Here is a 22,738-nt window from a genome sequence, read left to right as displayed (position 1 = left end):
CGGTGTCAGCGCACCGTGATGAAGGTTTCCACGTCCCGGGCGGCCCGCGCCGGGGGCGTTCCCAGCGGGTGGCCCACGGCCACCGCGCCCAGCGGGTCCCAGGATTCCGGCAGGTCCAGCACCTCACGCACCACGGACCGGCAGAACATCGTCGAGGACACCCACGCCGACCCGAGCCGTTCACCCGCGAGCGCCACCAGGAAGTTCTGCACGCCCGCGCCGGCCGAGACCACGAACATCTCGCGTTCCGCGGCGTCCCGGCGCTCGTCCCCGTAGGTGTGCGAGCCGTCCATCACGAGGCACGGGACCGCCAGGTACGGCGCGTTGCGCAGGACGTCGCCCCGACGCACCCGCTTGGCGATCGACTCCTCGCTCCTCCCGTCCCGCCGCAGATCCGCGATCCACGCGTCCCGCATGGCGTCGAGCAGCCGGTGACGCGACGTCGCCGACTCCAGCAGGACGAACCGCCACGGTGTCGTGTGGTGCGGCGCCGGAGCCGTCACCGCCGCCGCCACCGCGCGCCGTACGGCCCCGGGGTCGACCGGCTCGTCGGCGAACTCCCGCACCGTGCGCCGGAGGTGCAGCGCTTCCCGCACCGCCTCGGACGTCCCCAGCCGGAACATGTCGTCGGCCGCGACCCGCACCAACGCGCGGGCACCCCCGTCCGCCTCACCGGCGTCGGCCACGACGTGCGGGAGTCCGCGCACCACCGCCACGGGCAGCCCGGTGGCCTTGCCCTTCACCAGGTCACCGGCCGAGGCGAGTTCGTCGGCCGTGGCCACGACGGTGGCGCTCAGCGGGTTGCCGTATCCGTCGGTGCCGCCCCGCAGGTCGTCGAGGACCCTGACCCCCGCCGCTCCGATCGCGACGTCCGTCAGGCCGCTGCGCCACGGGCGTCCGAAGGTGTCCGTGACGACGACCCCGACCTCGATCCCGAGCGTGTCCCGCAGACCGTCCCGGATCAGCCGGGCCGACGCGTCGGGGTCCTCGGGCAGCAGCAGCACCGTGCCGGCCGGGGTGTTCGAGGCGTCGACCCCGGCGGCCGCCATGACGAGCCCCTGCCGGTTCTCCACGATCCTGAGCGTCCCGCGCCGGGCGACCACCCGGACGGTCTCGGCGTCGATCGCCGCCTCCCGGTCCGTGGCCTCGACGATCCGGCCCTCGGCCTTGGAGACGATCTTCGAGGTGACCAGCAGGACATCACCGTCCACGAGGCCCGGCTCGGTGCCGGCGATCAGCTTCGCGAGGTCGTCGCCCTCCTGTACCTCGGGGATCCCGGGCAGGGCCCACACCCGGTAGGAGGGAGCCCCGTCGGCCGGTCCGCCGCTCATACCCGTACCTCCTCGGCCAGCGCCAGGGCCTGCCGGGCCATCTCGGCGGTGGCGTCGACGTCCGTCATCATCAGCGGGACGGCGCGGCAGCGGATCCCCGCCGACTCGACCTCGTCGACCACTCCGGCGTCCACGCTGTCGACGAGCCACCCGTCGAGCAGCCCCGAACCGTAGTGCCGGGCGACGGCCGCCGCGGTGGACTCGACACCCACCGCGGCCAGCACCTTGTCGGCCATGCCGCGCACGGGTGCGTCGCCGACGATGGGGGAGAGCCCGACGACGGGGACCCCGGCCTCGGCGATCGCCTCCCGGATACCGGGCACGGCGAGGATGGTGCCCACCGACACGACGGGGTTGGACGGCGGGAAGACGATGACGTCGGACTCGGCGATGGCCTCCAGGACGCCCGGCGCGGGCGTGGCCTGCTCCGCGCCCACCGGCACGACGGCCTGCGCGGGCACGGACGCGCGCATCTTCACCCAGTACTCCTGGAAGTGGACGGCCTTGCTCTCGCCGTCGACGTCCACCGCCACATGCGTCTCGACACGGTCGTCGGACATCGGGATCAGCCGGACCCCCGGCTTCCACCGTGCGCAGAGCGCCTCGGTGACCGCGCTCAGCGGATAGCCCGCGCCGAGCATCTGCGTACGGACGATGTGGGTCGCGAAGTCACGGTCGCCGAGGCCGAACCACTCGGGCCCCACGCCGTACGCCGCGAGTTCCTCCTTGACCTGGAAGCTCTCGTCGGTACGCCCCCAGCCCTGGTCCTCGTTGATGCCACCGCCGAGGGTGTACATCACGGTGTCGAGGTCGGGGCAGACCTTCAGCCCGAACAGATGGATGTCGTCGCCGGTGTTGCCGATCACCGTGATGTCCGCGTCGGGCGCGGCCTGTTTGAGGCCACGCAGGAAACGAGCACCACCGATACCGCCGGCCAGAACCACAATGCGCATGCGGAACAGTGTGGCAGGCGGGGCCTGGCCCCAGGGCGCGGGCTCAGGCCCGTACGACGTCCTCGGCCGCCGGGGAGCACCGTGCCGTGTGCATCGGCATGTCGGTCAGGCCGGGGAAGTAGACGTGCAGGCTGACGGCGGGTTCGAGGGAGTCGTTGACGACCTCGTGGACGTATCCCGGGGCGAGGACGCGCTGCGCACCGCCGTGCAGGGAGTGCGCGCCGCGCGCCGTGTGCTCGGTCAACTCGCCCTTCAGGACCGTGAGTACGCCGGAGGAGAGGCCGTGGTCGTGGCGGCCGCTGCCCTGGCCGGGGACCCAGCTGAGCAGCCACACCTCGTAGCCGGGCCCGGCTTCCAGCCGGTGGTACCAGCGGGTCGTGGTGTCGTACCGGACGAGCGGGGCCCACCGGGCGCGGTCGGCGGCGACGGAGCGGGCCAGTCCGACGAAGCCGGCCACGGTGGAGGGATGGGGGGCGGCCGGACGGAGGAGGTGCTGGACCTCGAGGATGTCGCCGGCGATGGAGAGGTCGCTGTCGCTGTTCATGGATGCGGTGGTTCCTCGGCATGTGGGTGCGCGTGCAGGGGGTGTCGCGGAGACCGGAATGCGGTGGGAGTGAGCTGGATCAGAGCTGGAGCGTCAGGGCTTCAACAGCTGTGACAGCTGGAACAGCAACAGCGGGCCTGGACAGCCGTACGGAACCCACGGGTGCGGGTCGTGTACGTGGCTGCGGTCGCTGGCATGAAGTCAAGAAGACCGGCTCGATCCGCCCTCTGTCAACCCGATGCCCGATTTGGCGGCAATGTTTCACTCCATCCGGTTGTCGAGGATGGAGAAAGGTTTTGGCAGCCGCAGGAGAGGCAAGGTGGCGCATCAGTCGGGGCCGTAAACGCGCCCGAAGCTTCGTGACCTTACTGTGATCTTGGTCGCTCCGGTGATCAAATCGAAACATCAGGGCGATTTCGTTCGTCCCACCCGGTGGGTGAGTGGTGGCGGATCGCGCCCATGGCATATGTCAGGTTTTTGGTGATTTGAACACTTTCTGCATACGCTTGGTTCCGCAGAGTGAATACCGAGGCCAATAGCAGATCTTCGCTTGACTGGCCCAGAGCTACACACTTGTAATTTCACTCGTGTCGTTCGGCCGCATCGATAACGGCCGCATCACGGGGACGCAAGAGACAGACGAGGGGCGCACATGACCGAGCTGTTCCAGCAACTGCTGGTCGAGGACGCGGACGAAGAGCTCGGCTGGCAGGAGCGCGCGTTGTGCGCCCAGACCGACCCCGAGTCCTTCTTCCCTGAGAAGGGCGGCTCCACCCGCGAGGCCAAGAAGGTCTGTCTCGCCTGCGAAGTCCGTTCCGAATGCCTTGAGTACGCCCTCAACAACGACGAACGGTTCGGGATCTGGGGCGGCCTCTCCGAGCGTGAGCGGCGACGCCTGAAGAAGGCGGCCGTCTGACGAGCCGTACCCGCACGCCCCGGACACCGGGACCACGGTGGCCCGGGCCCACCCTGTACGCAGGGCGGGCCCGGGCCATCGGCATGTCCGGCCATGTCCGGCCATCTCCGGCCGCCCCCGGTTCCCGCCGGTCAACCGCTCGGCGCGGGGCGGACATCCGTACCGTTAGTGTGGGGCCCCGTCCGAGAGACGCGCCAACGCCCCGCCGCGGCGCGCGTGTACACCGATGCAGCCCCCGGGGGGACCCCCTCCGGACCCGGCCGGAGGGCCCGTACCCCGATGTCCGTGCACAGCCACACGGCGGCGCCGAACGAGGCCGCCGCCGCCCCAGAGTTCCCCCGGCACGTCGTCACCGCCGTGCTCGTCTCGCACGACGGAGCACGCTGGCTGCCCCGCGTGCTCGGCGGACTGCTCGGGCAGGAACGCCCCGTGCAGAACGTCGTCGCCGCCGACACCGGCAGCGCCGACGACTCCGCCCGCCTGGTCACCGAGGCGCTCGGCGATGACCGGGTCCTCCACCTGGCGCGGCGTACGAGCTTCGGCACCGCCGTCGAGGAGGCGATCCGCACGGCGGGCGTCCTCACCCCCGACGAGCTGCCCTACCTGAAGCGGCCGAGCGGCTGGGACCCGGTCACCCGGAGCTGGCGCGACGACGCGTACGACCTGCCGGAGCTTCCGCACGGCGAACCCGTCCAGTGGCTCTGGCTGCTGCACGACGACAGCGCCCCCGAACCGGACGCGCTCGCCGAGATGCTGCGCGTCGTCGACGACGACAAGCACGCCGCGATCGTCGGCCCCAAGCTGCGCGGCTGGTACGACCGCAAGCAGCTCCTCGAGGTCGGCGTCTCCATCGCCAACAGCGGGCGCCGCTGGACCGGACTGGACCGCCGCGAACAGGACCAGGGCCAGCACGACCAGGTCCGTACGGTGCTCTCCGTCTCCTCCGCGGGCATGCTGGTGCGCCGCGACGTCTGGGAGGAGCTCGGCGGCTTCGACCGCAGGCTCCCGCTGATGCGCGACGACGTCGACCTCTGCTGGCGCGCCCACATGGCCGGCCACCGGGTGCTCGTCGCCCCCGACGCCGTCCTGCGGCACGCCGAGGCCTCCGCCAGGGAACGCCGTCCCATCGACTGCGCCGGACGCTCCGTCACCAGCCCGCACCGCGTCGACAAGGCGGGCGCCGTCTACACGATGCTCGTCAACGCCCGTGGCAAACAGCTGCCGTGGGCCCTGGTCCGCCTCGTCGTCGGCACCCTGCTCCGCACCCTCGCCTACCTCGTCGGCAAGGTGCCAGGACAGGCACTCGACGAGGTCGCAGGCCTCTTCGGCACCCTGCTTCGCCCCGGGCGGATCATCGCCGCACGCCGTGCGCGCGGCAAGGGAACGGTCGACCCGGCCGAGCTGCGCTCGCTCTTCCCGCCGGCCGGCGCCACGGTCCGCGCGACCGTCGAACAGGTCGCGGGCAACTTCGGCGACCGCACCGACTCCGACTCAGGCGGTTCACGGCACGGAGCGGTCGAATCCGGGCCCGGCGGTGACGACGCCGACTTCCTGGAGATCGAACAGTTCGCGCGGCTCAAAAAGCTCGGCCGCAAGCCCGGCCCCGTGCTCTTCGCGCTCCTCCTCCTCGTCTCGCTGGTGGCCTGCCGGGGCCTCCTCAGCGGCGGCGCCCTCGCGGGCGGCGCGCTGCTGCCCGCCCCCGCCGACGTCTCCGACCTCTGGGGCCGCTACGCGGACGCCTGGCATCCGGTCGGAACCGGCGGAACCCAGGTGGCACCGCCCTACCTCGGCGTGATCGCCGCCCTGTCGGCGCTGTTCCTCGGCTCCACGGGCCTCGCGCTCACCGTCCTGCTCGTCTGCTCCGTCCCACTCGCCGGAGTCACCGCGTACTTCGCCTCCAGGCCCCTGCTCGAGTCCCGGCTCCTGCGGGCCTGGGCGAGCGTCGCCTACGCCTTCCTCCCCGCCGCCACCGGAGCGCTGGCCACCGGGCGTCTCGGCACAGCGGTCCTGGCCGTCCTGCTCCCGCTGATCGCCCGCGCGGCCGTCGCCGCGCACGGGCTGCGGGGCGACGGCTCCGGCGCACGCGGCAGCTGGCGCGCCACCTGGGCGTACACCCTGCTGCTCACCGTCGCGACGGCCTTCACCCCGATCGTCTGGCCGCTCGCCGTGGTCCTCGGCATCGGCGTGCTCGTGCTGCGCCGGGGCGACATCGCCGCGTACGGGCTGCGCTTCCTGGCGACCGTCGGCACCCCGATGCTGATCCTCGCGCCCTGGTCGCTGTCCCTCCTGACCAGCCCGTCCGGCTTCCTGAAGGAGGCCGGGCTCGACATCGGTGCGGGTACGGCTTCCGCCCTCGACCTGCTCGGCATCAGCCCCGGCGGCCCCAAGGCCGCCGGCGGTGTCCTGCTCCTCGGTATCGTGCTGGCGGCGCTGGCCGCCCTGCTGCGTGGGGAACGGCAGTTCGCGATCCGTTCCGCGTGGGTCGTCGTGCTCGTCTCCCTGGTCTTCGCGGGGATCTCCAACGGCTCCACCTGGGCGGGACCCGCCACCCTTGTCTACGGCATCGCGCTGCTCGCCGCCGCGCTGCTCGGCGCGGACGGCGCCCGGATCCGGGTCGCCGCACTGAGCTTCGGCTGGCGTCAGCCGGTCGCCGCGCTGATCGCCCTGGCCGCCGGGCTCGCCCCGGTCCTGGCCGCCGCCGGCTGGATGATCGGCGGCGCGGCCGGTCCGGTGGAGCGCCGCGACCCCGTGCAGGTGCCCGCCTTCGTCGCGGAGGAGAGCAGTACCCGCGACCAGGCGCGCACCCTGGTGCTCGGCGGCACGTCACCGTCCGCCGTCTCCTACAGCCTGGTCCGCGGTTCGGGCGCCCGGCTGGGCGACGCGGAGCTCACCGAGGCGGGCGGCGGCAACACCCACCTCGACAAGGTCGTGGCCAACCTGGTCGCGGGCTCCGGCGCCGACCAGGGCAGCCAGCTCGGCGGTTTCGCGATCCGTTACGTCCTCGTACGGGACGGAGCGCCCCGGCAGATGAGCCGGGTGCTGGACTCGACCCCGGGGCTGAGCCGGCTCAGCCAGCTGGACGGCAGCTCCCTGTGGCGGGTCGACCGTCAGGTCTCCCGGCTCGCGATCGTCCCCGCCGGGGACGACGGGGGCGAGCACGTCCCGGTCGGTTCGCTGGCCGTCGAGGCGCACACCGAGATCCCCGAGGGCGACTCCGGCCGGGTGCTGCGCGTCGCCGACGCGGCGGCCCCGGGCTGGCAGGCCACGCTGAACGGCCGGGCGCTGACCCCGAAGACCCTGGACGGATGGGCGCAGGGCTTCGAGCTGCCCGCCGAGGGCGGCACGCTGGACCTGACGTACGACGCGCCCGTCACGCACACCGTCTGGGTCTGGGCGCAGGTGGCGCTCGGCGTCGTCCTGGTGGTGCTGGCCCTGCCGGGCCGCCGCCGGGAGATCGACGACGACCTGCCCGAGGAGACCGAGGCGGTCACGGCCGAGCCGGTCGCCGGAGAGGGGCGCCGCGCCCGCAGGCTGCGCGCGGCGGCCCGGACGGAAGCGGCGCCCGTGGACGACGACGCCACCCCGACGGCGGCGTACGCGAAGGAGGGCACCGTGCCCGGATACGTCGAGGCGGCCCCCGAGGCGCCGGAGCAGTACGTCCCCGCCCAGCAGGACACCGATGCGTACACGGCGGTCCCGGGTGACCAGGACTCCACGGGGACGTACGCGGCGGTCCCGCAGCAGAACTACGGCGAGTGGGAGGCGCAGCAGTACCAGGGCGCCGACCCCGGCCAGTACCAGGCCGGGCAGGACACCGGCCAGTACTACCAGGCCGCCCCCTATCAGCAGGACCCGTACCAGCAGGACCCGTACCAGCAGCAGGGCGCCTACGATCCGTACGGCTACGCCCAGCAGCAGCCCTACGCCACGGGGACGGGCGAAGCCGCCCCGTACGGCGGGCAGGACGGGCACGACGAGAACACGGCCCCGGGCCAGGACCCGTGGCCGAACGGCAACGGCAACGGTCACGGCAACGCATCGCGAGGCGAGTCCGAGTGAAGTCCACCCCCCTGTCCCTCATCGCGGGCCTAGTCGCCCTCGCCGCCGTCACCGGTTTCGCCGCGGTCACCGCCCCAGGTGACGAGGGCGTGACGGAGACGAAGGCCGCGGCCCGGCTTCCCGTCGAACGCTCCAGCCTGCTCTGCCCGGCGCCGAGCACGTCCGAAGTGGCGGAGACGACGTACACGTCCTTCACCCCGTCGGGGGAGAGCGGTGGGGAGACCGGTGCCGCGGAGCTGAAACCGGCCGAGCCCCTCCCGGCGGACGAGGAGGCGCCGGCGGGCGAGGACGAGGAGAAGGAAGAGGAGAAGGAGGAGAAGCCGGCGGACGACAAGCCCGTCGCCTCCCTGAAGGACCTCGGCAAGCCGGCCACGGCCGACACCTCCGCGCCCGGCGCCCCCGCACTCGTCGGCACCGCGACCGGGAAGTTCGCCCCTGGCTGGACCGCCCAGCAGACCACCACGGCCGCCGCCGGTGGCGCCCGTGGCCTGCTCGGTGTCAGTTGTACCGCCCCCGACACGGACTTCTGGTTCCCGGGCGCGAGCACGGGCGCGGACCGTCAGGACTACGTCCACCTGACCAATCCCGACGACACCGCCGCCGTCGCCGACATCGAGCTGTACGGCGCCGAGGGCCCCCTCGATTCCGGTGTGGGGGAGGGCATCACGGTCCCGGCGAGGTCGAGCGTCCCGATGCTGATCTCGACCCTGACCGGCGAGGCCGCCGAGAACGTCACCGTCCATGTCACCACCCGCTCGGGACGCGTCGGCGCGGTCGTGAGCGCCGCCGAGGACGGGGTGGGCAGCGACTGGCTGCCCGCCTCCGCCGATCCGGCCGGCACCCAGGTCCTGCCCGGCATCCCGGCCGACGCCACCTCCGTACGCCTGGTGGCGTTCGCACCGGGGGAGGACGACGCCGATGTGAAGGTCCAGCTCGTGGGCAAGAGCGCGACGTTCTCACCGGCGGGCAACGCCACCCTGCACATCAAGTCGCGGATGACCGCGAGCGTCGACCTCAAGGACGTCACGCGGGGCGAGCCCGGTTCGCTCCGGCTGACTCCGGTCGACGGCAGCGGGACTCCGGTGGTCGCCGCGCTGCGCGTGGTGCGCGGTACCGGAGCCAAGCAGGAGGTCGCGTTCATCCCCGCTACCGCCCCCGTGGGTGAACGGGCGAGCGTCGTCGACAACCGGGCGAAGGGCTCGGAGCTCTCCCTGACCGCCCCGGGTGAGACGGCCGAGGTCAAGGTCACGGCGTCGGCCGGCAGCGAGAGCGGCGAGGCGACCGTCAAGACGTACACGGTCAAGGGCGGGACGACGCTCGCGGTCACGCCCGAGACGCCGTCCGGCCTCAAGGGCGGCTACGCCCTGACGGTGGAGACGGAGTCGGGGGGCCCGGTGTACGCCGCCCGCACACTGAGGATCGCGGAAGGCGGCGTCGACATGTTCACCGTGCAGGCGATGCCGGACGACGGGGGCACCGTCGAGGTGCCCTCGGTGGAGCAGGATCTGTCGGTCCTGGACGACTGAGGGGCGCGCGCTGCGGGTTCCTCAGTCCTGCCCGTAGCGCGGGTCGACCGACTCGGGTGAGAGACCGAGCAGCTCCGCGACCTGCTCCACGACGACTTCGTGCACCAGCAGGGCCCGCTCGTCCCGGCTCTTGGTACGGATCTCGACGGGGCGCCGGTAGACGACGATCTGGGCGGGCTGCCCCTTCGCGGCGGGCAGCGCGCGCCCCAGTGGCACCGTCTCCTCGATCGACCCCGGTACATCGAGGACCAGGAAGTCGACATCGGTCAGCTGCGGCCAGCGCCGCTCCAGCCGTTCCACCGAATCCTGGACGAGGTCGCGGAAACTCTCGCCCCTGCTGACGGACAGCGGTACCTGGGGTGGGGCGACCGGTCCGCGCATGCCGCGGCCATGGCGGTCGCGGCGGCGGGGCCGGGGCTCGGGCGGGTGGGGCGGTACGGGGCTGTCCATCACCGACGCAGCGTAACTCTCCTCGGGCCGGGGCGATCACGGCTTCTCCAAGGGTCCGCCGGATGTCCCGGCGGATGCCCCCGGATGAATATTCCAGCCAGGATTGGGTGCGGTTTTGCGCCGTGCTCCGATCGCGGACCCTCCGGGGAACGACCGCTCCGTCGCTCCCCGGCGACCGTGGTTCCGCCCGTGCGCACCGGCTGCCGCGCAGGTCGGAGGGGTTGTGCCGGAGCCGCCTGCGGCCCGGCTTCCGGGGCGACACGAGGGGGTGAGCCGGGGGACGGTCGTCGCAGCCCGCTCAAGAGTGCGGTACCGTCCAACATCGTGAGCCCTGTACGTCGCTGTTCGCGAACCGCGTGCGGCCGTCCCGCCGTCGCGACACTGACGTACGTCTATGCCGACTCGACCGCGGTCCTCGGCCCGCTCGCCACCTATGCCGAGCCCCACTGCTACGACCTCTGCGCCGAGCACGGTGAGCGGCTGACCGCGCCGCGCGGCTGGGAAGTCGTCCGGCTCTCCGACCCCTCGGCCCCCGCCCGCCCGAGCGGTGACGATCTCGAAGCGCTCGCCAACGCCGTGCGCGAGGCGGCGAGGCCCCAGGACCGGCAGCAACAGGGCGGCAGGGGACCGCGCGCCGCGGACCCGGTGGAGGTCGCGCGCCGGGGACATCTCCGGGTGCTGCGCTCGCCGGACTCCTGACGCGTCCCGCCCGCATCTCCCGCCCCGCCCGTCATCTCTCCGTCCGGTCTCCGGTCCGACAGGACTTTCCCCGGACGGGGCATTGACGGCGGCTTGTCGCGGACACGACCATTCCCCCACCCGTGAGAGATCGCTTCCGCATCACGGAATCCGGGGAGGTCTGTGTGTTTGTCCAGCAACTCGAACCCGTAGCCGATTCGCTCGCCCTGTCCGCTCTCGCCGCTTCCCTGCCACTGGTGACCGTCCTGGTGCTGCTCGGCGCAGTCCGCATGAAGGCCCACCGCGCCGGACTCATCGGACTCGCCGTCGCCGTGCTCGTCGGATGGCTGGCGTTCGGCATGCCCGTCGGACAGACGCTGTCCGCAGGGGCGCAAGGCGTCCTCTTCGGGCTGTTCCCCATCATGTGGATCGTCGTCAACGCCCTCTGGGTGTACCGGATGACCGTCCGCACCCAGCACTTCGACATCCTGCGGCGCTCCTTCGGCCGGGTCTCCGACGACCCCCGCATCCAGGCACTGGTCATCGCCTTCTGCTTCGGCGCGCTCCTGGAGGCACTGGCCGGCTTCGGCGCCCCCGTCGCGATCTGCTCGGTCATGCTCGTCGCCCTCGGCTTCGACCCCGTGAAGGCCGCCGTCGTCTCACTGGTCGCCAACACCGCGCCGGTCGCCTTCGGCGCCATGGGCACGCCCGTGGTGACACTCGCCCAGGTCACCGGACTGCCGCTCGACGACGTCGCCACGGTCGTCGGCCGCCAGACGCCGCTGCTCGCGCTCGTCGTCCCGCTGATCCTGGTCTTCCTGGTCGACGGCAGGCGAGGACTGCGGGAGACCTGGATGCCCGCGCTCGTCTGCGGAGTGGCCTTCGCCGTCGCGCAGTTCGCCGCGTCCAACTACGTCTCCGCGCAACTCGCCGACATCGCGGCGGCGCTGGCGGGCGCGGGCGCGCTGATCGCGGTCCCCGGCGCCCGCAGGCCCGCCGACGAACCCGTACGCGCGGCCGTGCTGACCGGCGCGCGCAGCGATGACCTGGACCAGGAGGACCCACGCCGCGAGGTGCTGCGCGCCTACGCCCCGTACGCACTGATCGTCGCGGTCTTCTCCGTCGCCCAGATCCCGCCCGTCAAGCGCCTGCTCGCCGAGGCGACACAGGTCTTCGACTGGCCGTTCCTCGATGTGGCGGGGCCAGGCGGCGAGCCGGTCGGCGCCAACGTGTTCTCCCTCCCGCTCCTCGGTACCGGCGGCACCCTCGTCCTGCTCGCGGGACTGATCACCGCCGGCGTCCTCGGCGTACGGGCCGGCAGCGCGGCGCGGGAGTGGGCGGCCACCGTGCACGAACTGCGCTACGCGATCCTCACCGTGACCTCCGTGCTCGCCCTCGCCTACGTCATGAACCTGTCGGGTCAGGCCGCCACCATCGGACAGTCCGTCGCGGCGGCGGGCGCGGGACTCGCCTTCCTCTCCCCGGTGCTCGGCTGGTTCGGCGTCGCCGTCTCCGGCTCGGACACCTCGGCCAACGCGCTCTTCGGCGCCCTCCAGGTGTCCGCCGCACGGGAGTCCGGCCTCTCGCCGGAACTCCTGGCCGCCGCCAACAGCTCCGGCGGGGTGCTGGGAAAGATGATCTCCCCGCAGAACCTGACGATCGCCTGCGCGGCCGTCGGCCTCGCCGGGCGCGAGGGCGATCTGCTGCGCAGGGTCCTGCCGTGGAGCCTGGGTCTGCTCCTCGTGATGTGCCTGGTCGTCATGGCGCAGAGCACGGCGGTACTGGGCTGGATGCTCCCCTGACCTGGACTTCGTCCGCGCCGGGTAGTTTGGGCGCTCCGCAATACCCCCAGGAGGACCGGCCGTGGTTGCTGACCTGTCGCAGCTCGTGAAGGCGTACGACGTGCGCGGAGTCGTGCCCGACCAGTGGGACGAGCCGCTCGCCGAACTGTTCGGCGCCGCCTTCGTCCACGTCACCGAAGCGGACGCGATCGTGATCGGCCACGACATGCGGCCGTCCTCACCCGGCCTGGCCGCGGCCTTCGCCCGCGGTGCCACGGCCCGCGGCGTCGACGTGACCCTCATCGGGCTCTGCTCGACGGACCAGCTGTACTACGCCTCCGGGGCGCTGGACCTGCCCGGAGCGATGTTCACCGCCTCGCACAACCCGGCGCGGTACAACGGCATCAAGCTGTGCCGCGCCGGCGCCGCGCCCGTGGGTCAGGACACCGGGCTGACCGAGATCCGCACGCTCGTCGAGCAGTGGTCGGAGCACGGCCTCCCCGCCACGGCCGTCACCGCCCCGGGCACGGTCACCGAGCGCGACACCCTCACCGACTACGCCGCGCACCTGCTGGGCCTCGTCGGGCTCTCCGGGATCCGGCCGCTCAAGGTCGTCGTGGACGCGGGCAACGGCATGGGCGGCCACACCGTCCCCACCGTCTTCGCGGGCCTGCCCCTCGACCTCGTACCCATGTACTTCGAGCTCGACGGAACCTTCCCGAACCACGAGGCCAACCCCCTCGACCCGAAGAACATCGTCGACCTCCAGGCCCGCGTCCTGGCCGAAGGAGCCGACCTCGGCCTCGCCTTCGACGGCGACGCCGACCGCTGCTTCGTCGTCGACGAACGGGGCGAAGGCGTGTCCCCGTCCGCGATCACCGCCCTGGTCGCCGCCCGCGAGCTGGCCCGCAACGGCGGCAAGGGCACCGTCATCCACAACCTGATCACCTCCTGGTCGGTCCCCGAAGTCGTGCGCGAGAACGGCGGCACCCCCGTCCGTACCCGCGTCGGCCACTCCTTCATCAAGGCCGAGATGGCCGAACACGGCGCGATCTTCGGCGGCGAGCACTCCGCGCACTACTACTTCCGCGACTTCTGGAACGCTGACACGGGCATGCTCGCCGCCCTCCACGTCCTGGCCGCGCTCGGCGGCCAGGAGGGCCCACTCTCCGGACTCCTCGACCGGTACGACCGCTACACGGGCTCCGGCGAGATCAACTCCACCGTGGCCGACCAGGCAGGCAGCCTGGCCGCGATCAGGGCGGCGTACGACGGCCGCGACGACGTGCGGTTCGACGAGCTCGACGGACTCACGGTGACCGGCGACGACTGGTGGTTCAACCTCCGCGCGTCCAACACCGAGCCGCTGCTGCGCCTGAACGTCGAGGCGCGGGACGGGAGGACGATGACGGCGGTACGGGACGAGGTCCTCGCCCTCGTCCGTGCGTGACCGGTGCGCGCCGCGCGGCCGGTGCGTGGGTGATGTGGAGCGTGGGAGCGGGTGTGCGGTGCGTGCCCGCGGGTGCGTGACACGGTGTGCCGCGGGGGCATGTGGCGCGGCGTGTACGGGCCGCCCGACGCATGCCCCGTCGGGCGGGGCCCGCCGGGCCGCGACCCTCCCGGCCCGGCGGTAGGCTGACCACGCCCCAAGCTCCGCCGACCCGAACCGGGTCCGGACCGGATCCGCACCGCACGCCCGAAGGGACCCACCCCATGCCGCTCGAAGCCGGCCTCCTGGAGATCCTCGCCTGCCCGGCCTGCCACGCCGGGCTCGACGACAGGTCCGCGGCCGAAAGCCCCGAGCTGGTCTGCACCGGCGCGGACTGCGGCCTCGCCTACCCCGTCCGGGACGGCATCCCGGTGCTCCTCGTCGACGAGGCCCGCCGCCCCGCGTAACCCGCACCCTGATCAGCACGGTGATCGGAGGCCCACCACCATGCTCGACGAGTCGCTGCTCGACGCACCGGAAGCCCTGGCCCGAGCCGACAGGCGAGGCCTGCTGCGCGGTGCCGCCGAGGCCGGAGCCCGCGTCCGCACCGCCACCCGGCACGCCGCCGACGCGGGAATCGGCGCCCTGGCCCCCGAGGGGCGGCCCCGAGCCGTTCTCGTCGCGGGCCCCGGCACCGCCGCTTCCGGCGTCGCCGACCTGATCGGAGCCCTCGCGGGCGCCTCGGCGCCCGTCACCGCGATCCGTCCCACCGGGGTCGCGGCAGCCGCCGGAGCACTGCGCTGGACCCTGCCCGGCTGGGCCGGATCCGTGGACCTGCTGCTCATCGCCACGGCCGACGGCTCGGAACCCGGCCTGGCCCTGCTGGCCGAGCAGGCGTACCGCCGCGGCTGCACCGTCGTCGCCGTCGCCCCCGTCCGGTCCCCGCTGCGCGAGGCCGTCGACGGGGCCCACGGGCTCGTCGTACCCATGGCGACCGCCCCGTACGGCGAGTACGACGCGGAGACCTCGGCGGCGGGCCCCGGCACGCTCTGGGCCCTGCTCACCCCGCTGCTCGCGCTGCTGGACCGGGTGGGCCTGATCGACGCGTCCCCGGAGACGCTGCAGAAGGTCGCCGACCGCCTCGACCGCACCGCCGAGCGCTGCGGTCCTGCCATCGCCACGTACAGCAACCCGGCCAAGACCCTCGCCGCGGAACTCGCCGACAGCCTGCCCCTCATTTGGACGGAGGGCGAGGCCGCCGGACCTGTCGGGCGGCGGTTCGCCGCCGTCCTGGCCGAGCTCGCCGGCCGCCCCGCGCTCGTCGCCGAACTGCCGCAGGCGCTGCCCTCCCACGGGGGCCTGCTCGCCGGAGCCTTCGCCGCCGGGGGAGACCCCGACGACTTCTTCCGGGACCGGGTGGACGAACCCGAAGCGATGCGCGCCCGAGTCGTCCTGCTCCGCGACCGTCCCACCGGCGGTCTGACCGCGAGCCCGGCCGCCCGTGAGCTCGCCCTGAGCCACGACACGGCCATCAGCGAACTCGAACCGGAGGAGGGCAGCGAGCTCGAAGCCCTCGCCGAGCTCCTCGCGGTCACCGACTTCGCCGCCGTCTACGCCTCCCTGGCCTCCCACGGCCAGGCCTGACCGCCACCTCTCCGCCCCGGGCACCCAAGCCCCCGCGCATCCCACGAGGACACCTCTCCATGGACCGGCTCTCCAACACCGTGCGCCCCTACGCCTGGGGGTCCACCACCGCCATTCCCGAACTGCTCGGCACGGTCCCTACCGGCGAGCCCCAGGCCGAGATGTGGATGGGGGCCCACCCGGGCGCCCCCTCCCGGCTCCGACGCCCTTCCGCTTCCGCCGTCTCGGGGCCGGTCTCGGACCCGGACCCGGACCCGGTCTCGGTCTCGGACGAGGTGTCCCTCACGGACGTCATCGCGGCCGACCCCGAACGCGAACTCGGTCCCGCGGCCGTCCGCGCCTTCGGCCCCCGCCTCCCCTTCCTGCTCAAGCTGCTCGCGGCCGGAGCGCCGCTGTCCCTCCAGGTCCACCCCGACCTCGCGCAGGCACAGCAGGGCCACGCGGACGAGGAGCGCCGGGGCGTCCCGGTGAACGCTCCCCACCGCACCTACAAGGACGCCAACCACAAGCCCGAGCTGATCTGCGCACTCACCCCCTTCGACGGCCTGTGCGGCTTCCGCAGGCCCGCCGAGGCCGCCGATCTGATAGCCGCCCTCGAAGTCGACCCGCTCAAGCCCTATGTTGACCTGCTCCGCGCCCAGCCCGAGGAGGAGGCCCTGCGCGAGGTCCTCACGGCGATCCTCACCGCGGACCCCGTCGCGATGGCACACACCGTCGCCGACGCGGCCGAGGCGGCGGAACGACTCGGCGGAGCCCATGCGCCGTACGCCCAGATCGCCCACCACTACCCCGGCGACCCGGGCGTCATCGCGGCCATGCTGCTGAACTACGTACAACTCCAGCCCGGCGAGGCCATGTTCCTCGGAGCGGGAGTACCGCACGCCTACCTCGGCGGCCTCGGCGTCGAGATCATGGCCAACTCGGACAACGTGCTGCGCTGCGGCCTCACCCCGAAGCACATCGATGTCCCCGAGCTGCTGCGCATCGTCCGCTTCGAAGCCACCGAGCCCGGCATCCTGCGTCCCGAGGCATCGTCCACCGGCGAGGAGCTCTACGAGACGCCGGTGGACGAATTCAGGCTGTCGCGTTACGTCCTGCCCGGCGGCGGCGCCCCCGTCGACCTCACGGCGGCCACCCCGCAGATCCTGCTCTGCACGGCGGGCGCCCCGCGAGCCGGGGGGACCGGCGCGGGGGCCGGCGAAGGGATCGGCCTCGCACCCGGCGAGTCCGTCTTCGTCCCGGCGGGCGAAACGGTCGAAGTGTCCGGTACGGGCACGCTCTTCCGCGCGACCGTGGTGGTCTGACGTACCGTCCGCACCAACGGCTGCAACAATGTCCGGCCGTAACGCGGCGCCCGTGCCGCAGCACCGAGGAAGGGACACCAGGCACCCATGAGCGCGTCAGGCGGAACCAAGGCGATCGTGGCGGCACTTGCCGCCAACCTCGCGATCGCAGTCGCCAAATTCGTGGCGTTCCTCTTCAGTGGCTCGTCATCGATGCTGGCGGAGAGCGTCCACTCACTGGCGGACTCGGGCAACCAGGGACTCCTGTTGCTCGGAGGGAAGAAGGCCCAACGGGAGGCGACTCCCCAGCACCCCTTCGGCTACGGCCGGGAGCGCTACATCTACGCCTTCCTCGTGTCCATCGTGCTGTTCTCGGTCGGTGGAATGTTCGCGATCTACGAGGGCTACGAGAAGATCAAGCACCCGCACGAGATCGAGGCCTGGTACTGGCCGGTCGGCGTGCTGGTCTTCGCGATCATCGCCGAGAGCTTCTCCTTCCGTACGGCCATCCAGGAGTCCAACCAGACCCGCGGCAAGCTGACCTGGACCCAGTTCGTCCGCCGCGCCAAGGCGCCCGAGCTCCCCGTCGTCCTCCTCGAGGACCTCGGCGCCCTCGTCGGCCTGATCCTGGCCCTCGCCGGCGTCGGCCTGGCACTGGGCACCGGCAACGGCGTGTGGGACGGCATCGGCACCCTGTGCATCGGCATCCTGCTGATCGTCATCGCCGTCGTCCTCGCCGCGGAGACGAAGTCGCTGCTGCTCGGTGAGGCGGCCGGCACGGAGGACGTGGAGAAGATCCAGGCCTCCGTGGTCGACGGCGACACCGTCACCCGGGTCATCCACATGCGCACGCTCCACCTCGGTCCGGAGGAGCTCCTCGTGGCGGCCAAGATCGCGGTGCGGGCCGAGGAGTCCGCCGCCGAGGTCGCCGAAGCGATCAACGCCGCCGAGAACCGGATCCGTGCGGCCGTCCCGATCGCGCGGGTCATCTACCTCGAGCCGGACATCTACGACGAGGCGGCCGCCGCGTCCGGCACCAACCCGGGCAAGACCCCGGTGGACCCCGCGTCGCCGGGGGACGCACCGGCTGGATCCGGACACTGACCTGCCGCGGATCAGCCCCGAACGGCCCTGTGACCCTTCCCGCCACCCAGGCGGGCTGGGGCTCGCTGGGCCGTTCGGTGTAGATTCGGGGAAGTACCAGACGTCGCTGCTGATGGCGGTCGATCGGTCCGCGCGAGCGGGCCGGCCGAGGGAGAGAGGGCCTCCGACGGACTGCACTGCGGATCGCCCGGGCATTCGTGTGCCCGTGGCCGCCGCAGAGCCAGCCAGTCCACCCTCGACCCACTACGAGGAGCAGCCCGTTATGACGACGGCCGCCAATCGCCAGGACTTCAAGGTCGCAGACCTCTCCCTCGCCGCCTTCGGGCGCAAGGAGATCACCCTCGCCGAGCACGAGATGCCCGGCCTGATGTCGATCCGCAAGGAGTACACCGCCGCCCAGCCGTTGGCCGGTGCCCGGATCACCGGCTCCCTGCACATGACCGTGCAGACCGCGGTGCTCATCGAGACCCTGGTCGCCCTGGGCGCCGAGGTCCGCTGGGCCTCCTGCAACATCTACTCGACCCAGGACCACGCCGCCGCGGCGATCGCGGTCGGTCCGAACGGCACCCCGGACGCCCCCGCGGGCGTCCCGGTCTTCGCCTGGAAGGGCGAGACCCTGGAGGAGTACTGGTGGTGCACGGAACAGGCGCTGACCTGGCCGAACACCCCCACCGGCGGCCCGAACATGATCCTCGACGACGGTGGTGACGCCACCCTCCTCGTCCACAAGGGCGTCGAGTTCGAGAAGGCCGGCGAGGCCCCGGACCCGTCGACGGCGGACAGCGAGGAGTACGCCTACATCCTCACCCTGCTGAACCGCACCCTCGGCGAGGCGCCGCAGAAGTGGACCCAGCTGGCGTCCGAGATCCGCGGCGTGACCGAGGAGACCACGACGGGTGTGCACCGGCTGTACGAGATGCACCGAGACGGCACCCTCCTTTTCCCGGCGATCAACGTCAACGACGCGGTCACCAAGTCGAAGTTCGACAACAAGTACGGTTGCCGTCACTCGCTGATCGACGGCATCAACCGTGCCACCGACGTTCTGATCGGTGGCAAGACCGCCGTCGTCTGCGGTTACGGCGACGTGGGCAAGGGCTGCGCGGAGTCCCTCCGTGGCCAGGGTGCCCGGGTGATCATCACGGAGATCGACCCGATCTGCGCGCTGCAGGCGGCGATGGACGGTTACCAGGTCACGACGCTGGACGACGTGGTGGAGACCGCGGACATCTTCGTCACGACGACGGGCAACAAGGACATCATCATGGCCTCGGACATGGCCCGGATGAAGCACCAGGCCATCGTCGGCAACATCGGCCACTTCGACAACGAGATCGACATGGCCGGCCTGGCGAAGATCGACGGCATCGTCAAGGACGAGGTCAAGCCGCAGGTCCACACCTGGAAGTTCCCCGACGGCAAGGTCCTGATCGTGCTGTCCGAGGGCCGCCTGCTGAACCTCGGCAACGCCACCGGTCACCCCTCGTTCGTCATGTCCAACTCGTTCGCGGACCAGACCCTGGCCCAGATCGAGCTGTTCACGAAGCCCGAGGCGTACCCGACCGATGTCTACGTGCTGCCGAAGCACCTGGACGAGAAGGTCGCCAGGCTCCACCTCGACGCGCTGGGCGTGAGGCTCACGACCCTGCGCCAGGAGCAGGCCGACTACATCGGTGTCCCGGTCGAAGGACCGTACAAGTCCGACCTCTACCGCTACTGAGCCGGCCGTCGGCCGACGGCCGGCACAGCTCTCAGCAGCAGGTCCGAGCGCAGGCCCCCGCACCCCCGTGTCGGGGGCCTGCCCCGTACCGCACCCGCACAGCCCGAGGAACCCGAAGGACCCCATGCCCCGCGGCCGTTATTCGCTCCACGATGTCCACGACCACACCCCCCTCGGCGAAGAACACTTCCACTGCGCGCCCGGCCCTTCCGGCTGGCGCTACGTCTCCCAGACCACGGCCCCCTCGGGCGCCCACCTGGGTTCCGTCGATCTGGCCCTGGACGAGCTCGGCCGCCCCATCCGCCTCGAACTGCATGCCGCGAGCTGGCAGATCCGGGGCGCCGCCCTCGACGGGGTCACCTGGGTACGGAACGATCCCACCGGCGCCCATGCCACCGAAGGCAACGTCCGGGCCCACACTTTTTCCGGCACATCCCCCGCTTTCCTCGTCGCCACCGCTCGGCTTCTGCGCCTCACCCCCGATTCCCCCACGACCCGCGTCCGTCTGGTCACCTTCACGGACCCGGTTCTCGCCCCCCGTACCGTCGACCAGTCCTGGTCTCTGCTGAACAGTGAAGCGCACGCCACTGACAACGGTCCCCTGATCGTGGACGAGTACCAGGTCAACGCACTGGACACCGGTGATCAGCACGCCGTGCACATCGCGGGTGACGTGGTGCTGGCGGCGCCGGGCATCGAGCTGGAGCACCTCGAATCCCCGCCCTCGGCGAAGCCCGGCCCGGAGGGCGGGGCTTGAGGACGTGAGCGGGCTCGGGCCCGCCTTCAGGCGGGCGGCGCGAACCCGGTCGTGGGCGGCGGGACGGGCCCGTTCGTGTCCTCGCCGTCCACGTGAGGTGCCGAGGAGGTGCCCGCGACCTCCGGTCGGCCCCGGGTGTCCTCCCGGTACATGGGCAGGGGCTCCGGCACAGGTGCCCCCGGGGCCGGGCTACGACGACGGACCGCCCCGGTCACCCGCCGGGCGTCCCTCGTCTGCCGCTCGTTCACCACGGCCGTGAGGTAAGCAGCGGCCGGTACGCCCTGCGGTACCGGAGCGCCCGTGCACACGGCGAGATCCGTGGACAGCCGCTGGGCCAGGGACTCGCGTACCGCCCCGTCGAGCTGGTTCATCCGCGTCAGGTACTGCCGGATCGCCAGCCACAGACCGTCCGGCACGCCCGAGAGGTCCAGCTGCGTGAAACGCCCCACGAGCCAGGGAGGAGGCGGCGGCACGGCGAGAGCCCGCCCCGCCGGCACCCGCTCACGTACGACGAGTGTTCCCGCGAAGACATCGCCGAGCCGGCGGCCACGGGCGGACACCAGGGAGGCGATACAGCCCACGACTCCGAACGTTCCCAGGATCTCGACGACTCCCATCGCCCCCCGCACGAGGGCGTGGCGGAACCGGATCGGCCCACCGTCGTCCCGCACCACGCGAAGTCCGCAGGCAAGCTTCCCGAGCGAGCGACCGTGGGTGAGCGTCTCGACCGCGACCGGCCCACCCACCAGGACGAGAAGAAACGAGGCGACGCCTGTCGCGGCGGTTGCGGCGTCGTCGAGCGTCGCGGTCGCCACGGCCAGCACGAGGGACAGCAGCACGAAAACGGTCAGAAGTACCGCAAGATCAATCGCGATCGCCAACGCCCGGCTGGGCAGCCTCGCCGGCCGCACCCCCAGTACGACCGCGTCCCCGGTCACGAGCTCATTCATCGCCACCCACCCCTCGCCGCCCTTACCTGCCCCTAGGGACCACAGTCTGCCAAGCTGACCCGCAGCGCGCCGCCGTAGTACGGACCCGTACGCCCCCATGCCTGGAGCAGCAGCCGACCATGGATCTCGACGTCTTCGTGACCACCCACCGCATCGAGTGGGACCGCCTGGACCATCTTCTGCACCGAGGGCGCAGCCTGACAGGTGAGGAGGCGGACGAACTCGTCGCCCTGTACCAGCGCACAGCGACCCATCTCTCCTTGATCCAGTCCAGCGCCCCGGATCCCCTGCTGACCGCCCGCCTCACCCAGCTCGTGGCGCGCGCCCGTTCCACCGTGACGGGGACCCGACGCGCTTCGTGGCGTGACGCCGCACGTTTCCTGACCGCCGGCTTCCCCGCGGCTGTCTATCGCTCACGGCACTGGTGGATTCCCACGGCGGTGCTCTCCGCGCTGCTGGCGGCAGTGATCGGCTGGTGGATCGGCACGCACCCGGAGGTCCAGGCGTCGATCGCGGCTCCGGAGGACCTGCGCGCTCTGACCCGGCCCGGCGGCGAGTACGAGACCTACTACTCGAGCCACCCGGCCGCTTCGTTCGCCGCCCAGGTCTGGACGAACAACGCCCAGGCGGCAGCCATGTGCCTGGTGCTGGGGGCGTTCCTCTGCATACCCGTGATCTGGATCCTCTTCGTCAACGTGCTCAACCTCGCCGTCGGCATCGGCCTGATGTCCTCGGCCGGCCGTCTGGACACGTTCCTCGGGCTGGTCCTGCCCCACGGCCTCCTCGAGCTCACTGCCGTCTTCGTCGCAGCGGGCACAGGACTCCGCCTCGGCTGGACGGTCATCGACCCGGGCCCACGCACCAGGCGCGAGGCACTGGCCCAACAGGGCCGCGCCGCGATCGGCATGGCGATCGGTCTGGCGCTGGTCCTGTTCGTCTCCGGCGTCATCGAAGGCTTCGTCACCCCGTCGGGCCTCCCCACCTGGGCACGCATCACCATCGGCGTCGTGGCTGAGCTGGCCTTTCTCGCTTATGTCCATGTCCTCGGAGGCAGGGCCGCCCGTGCCGGCGACACCGGAGACCTCGAAGCCGGGGAGCGAAGCGCGGAGCTCCCGACCGCCGCCTGAGGCCGATGTGCGTGGGGAAGCGCTGAGCTGCTAGTCTTCTGGTCGCCCACAAAAACTGTTGACACGGTTGGTGTGGAGAGGTAGATTTTAACGGTTCGAGCGAGCTGGACAGCCTGCTCGAGAACGTCTAAAGTTCATCTCGCTCGTGCGGAGGACATGGTCCTCGCGGAGCCGATCGATTCTTCTCTTTCAAGCAGACGCCGGATTCGCTTCGGCTGAATTGCTTCTGATAAAGTCGGATCAGCCGAAAGGTAAAGACCACTCCATGGGTCGCCGGAATCAAATTCGGACCGGAAACGGAACGAAAAAGAGTCTGGTAAAGTTGGAACCGCCGGAAAGGGAAACGCGAAAGCGAAGAACTGGAAAGCGAAACAGCAAGAACCCGCTTCGACCGGGAATCGGACACGAAAGAGTCTGATAGAGTCGGAAACGCAAGAACGAAGGGAAGCGCCCGGAGGGCCCCGGTGAAACGGGACCGAAGGAAGC

The 22,738-nt window shown here is 71.7% G+C and carries 18 protein-coding genes; 13 read left to right on the top strand and 5 right to left on the bottom strand.

The window, feature by feature from the left end; genetic code table 11:
- Nucleotides 1–5 precede the first annotated feature (5 nt).
- From ABT001_RS00090 to ABT001_RS00080, 3 genes are read right to left on the bottom strand one after another with little or no spacing between them, the layout of a single operon-like run.
- A complete protein-coding gene (locus tag ABT001_RS00090; RefSeq protein WP_351269950.1) occupies nucleotides 6–1,331 on the bottom strand; it encodes a coenzyme F420-0:L-glutamate ligase in 1,326 nt (441 codons plus the stop codon).
- Entirely contained in the window at nucleotides 1,328–2,284 is a 957-nt protein-coding gene (cofD, locus tag ABT001_RS00085) for a 2-phospho-L-lactate transferase (RefSeq protein WP_351269947.1), read from the bottom strand. The genes ABT001_RS00090 and cofD overlap by 4 nt, the downstream gene beginning before the upstream one ends.
- A gap of 43 nt (nucleotides 2,285–2,327) precedes the next feature.
- Nucleotides 2,328–2,828 carry a cysteine dioxygenase gene (locus ABT001_RS00080; RefSeq protein ID WP_351269944.1) on the bottom strand — a complete coding sequence of 167 codons (501 nt, stop codon included), beginning with the start codon at nucleotides 2,826–2,828 and terminating at the stop codon, nucleotides 2,328–2,330.
- 652 nt (nucleotides 2,829–3,480) lie between these two features.
- Between ABT001_RS00080 and ABT001_RS00075 the strand changes: the two genes are divergently transcribed.
- The 3 genes from ABT001_RS00075 to ABT001_RS00065 all read left to right on the top strand — a co-directional run bounded on the left by ABT001_RS00075 (nucleotide 3,481) and on the right by ABT001_RS00065 (nucleotide 9,329).
- On the top strand, nucleotides 3,481–3,744 hold the full coding sequence (locus ABT001_RS00075) for a WhiB family transcriptional regulator (RefSeq protein WP_018846780.1): 264 nt from the start codon (nucleotides 3,481–3,483) through the stop codon (nucleotides 3,742–3,744).
- A gap of 279 nt (nucleotides 3,745–4,023) precedes the next feature.
- Nucleotides 4,024–7,803 (top strand): glycosyltransferase family 2 protein, encoded by a 3,780-nt coding sequence (locus ABT001_RS00070; RefSeq protein ID WP_351269940.1) that lies wholly within the window; start codon nucleotides 4,024–4,026, stop codon nucleotides 7,801–7,803.
- Complete coding sequence (locus ABT001_RS00065) at nucleotides 7,800–9,329, top strand: DUF5719 family protein (protein WP_351269939.1); 1,530 nt, start codon at nucleotides 7,800–7,802, stop codon at nucleotides 9,327–9,329. Before ABT001_RS00070 ends, ABT001_RS00065 begins: the two co-directional genes overlap by 4 nt.
- A 21-nt stretch (nucleotides 9,330–9,350) precedes the next feature.
- Here ABT001_RS00065 and ABT001_RS00060 read toward each other — a convergent pair whose 3' ends face one another.
- Nucleotides 9,351–9,779: a metallopeptidase family protein gene (locus ABT001_RS00060; protein ID WP_351270691.1), complete on the bottom strand. Its 429-nt coding sequence runs from the start codon at nucleotides 9,777–9,779 to the stop codon at nucleotides 9,351–9,353.
- Between the two features lie 324 nt (nucleotides 9,780–10,103).
- On the opposite strand from ABT001_RS00060, the gene ABT001_RS00055 reads away from it, so the two are divergent.
- From ABT001_RS00055 to ABT001_RS00015, 9 genes are all read left to right on the top strand, one after another.
- Nucleotides 10,104–10,478 carry a DUF3499 domain-containing protein gene (locus tag ABT001_RS00055; protein ID WP_351269936.1) on the top strand — a complete coding sequence of 125 codons (375 nt, stop codon included), beginning with the start codon at nucleotides 10,104–10,106 and terminating at the stop codon, nucleotides 10,476–10,478.
- A gap of 164 nt (nucleotides 10,479–10,642) precedes the next feature.
- The gene (locus ABT001_RS00050) at nucleotides 10,643–12,259 is read left to right on the top strand and encodes an L-lactate permease (protein ID WP_351269935.1); all 1,617 of its coding nucleotides are present in this window, start codon (nucleotides 10,643–10,645) and stop codon (nucleotides 12,257–12,259) included.
- A 61-nt stretch (nucleotides 12,260–12,320) separates the two neighbouring features.
- Nucleotides 12,321–13,688 (top strand): phosphomannomutase/phosphoglucomutase, encoded by a 1,368-nt coding sequence (locus ABT001_RS00045; protein ID WP_351269933.1) that lies wholly within the window; start codon nucleotides 12,321–12,323, stop codon nucleotides 13,686–13,688.
- Nucleotides 13,689–13,951: 263 nt separating this feature from the next.
- Complete coding sequence (locus ABT001_RS00040) at nucleotides 13,952–14,134, top strand: Trm112 family protein (RefSeq protein WP_073752985.1); 183 nt, start codon at nucleotides 13,952–13,954, stop codon at nucleotides 14,132–14,134.
- A 40-nt stretch (nucleotides 14,135–14,174) separates the two neighbouring features.
- Nucleotides 14,175–15,311 (top strand): SIS domain-containing protein, encoded by a 1,137-nt coding sequence (locus ABT001_RS00035; RefSeq protein ID WP_351269931.1) that lies wholly within the window; start codon nucleotides 14,175–14,177, stop codon nucleotides 15,309–15,311.
- A gap of 59 nt (nucleotides 15,312–15,370) precedes the next feature.
- Nucleotides 15,371–16,615: a mannose-6-phosphate isomerase, class I gene (gene manA, locus ABT001_RS00030; RefSeq protein WP_351269929.1), complete on the top strand. Its 1,245-nt coding sequence runs from the start codon at nucleotides 15,371–15,373 to the stop codon at nucleotides 16,613–16,615.
- An 87-nt stretch (nucleotides 16,616–16,702) separates the two neighbouring features.
- A complete protein-coding gene (locus ABT001_RS00025; RefSeq protein ID WP_351269927.1) occupies nucleotides 16,703–17,698 on the top strand; it encodes a cation diffusion facilitator family transporter in 996 nt (331 codons plus the stop codon).
- A 262-nt stretch (nucleotides 17,699–17,960) separates the two neighbouring features.
- Complete coding sequence (gene ahcY, locus ABT001_RS00020; RefSeq protein WP_351269925.1) at nucleotides 17,961–19,418, top strand: adenosylhomocysteinase; 1,458 nt, start codon at nucleotides 17,961–17,963, stop codon at nucleotides 19,416–19,418.
- A 124-nt stretch (nucleotides 19,419–19,542) separates the two neighbouring features.
- Nucleotides 19,543–20,175: a hypothetical protein gene (locus ABT001_RS00015; protein ID WP_351269923.1), complete on the top strand. Its 633-nt coding sequence runs from the start codon at nucleotides 19,543–19,545 to the stop codon at nucleotides 20,173–20,175.
- A 26-nt stretch (nucleotides 20,176–20,201) separates the two neighbouring features.
- Here ABT001_RS00015 and ABT001_RS00010 read toward each other — a convergent pair whose 3' ends face one another.
- A complete protein-coding gene (locus ABT001_RS00010) occupies nucleotides 20,202–21,125 on the bottom strand; it encodes an RDD family protein (protein WP_351269921.1) in 924 nt (307 codons plus the stop codon).
- A gap of 119 nt (nucleotides 21,126–21,244) precedes the next feature.
- Between ABT001_RS00010 and ABT001_RS00005 the strand changes: the two genes are divergently transcribed.
- Nucleotides 21,245–22,252, top strand: coding sequence for a stage II sporulation protein M (locus tag ABT001_RS00005; RefSeq protein WP_351269920.1), 1,008 nt, complete (start codon nucleotides 21,245–21,247; stop codon nucleotides 22,250–22,252).
- The last annotated feature ends 486 nt before the right edge of the window (nucleotides 22,253–22,738 follow it).

Source organism: Streptomyces sp. NPDC002793, assembly GCF_040295485.1.
GTDB lineage: Bacteria > Actinomycetota > Actinomycetes > Streptomycetales > Streptomycetaceae > Streptomyces.
The sequence above is the reverse complement of the archived record's forward strand: the minus strand, read 5'-3'. Positions and strand labels throughout refer to the sequence as shown.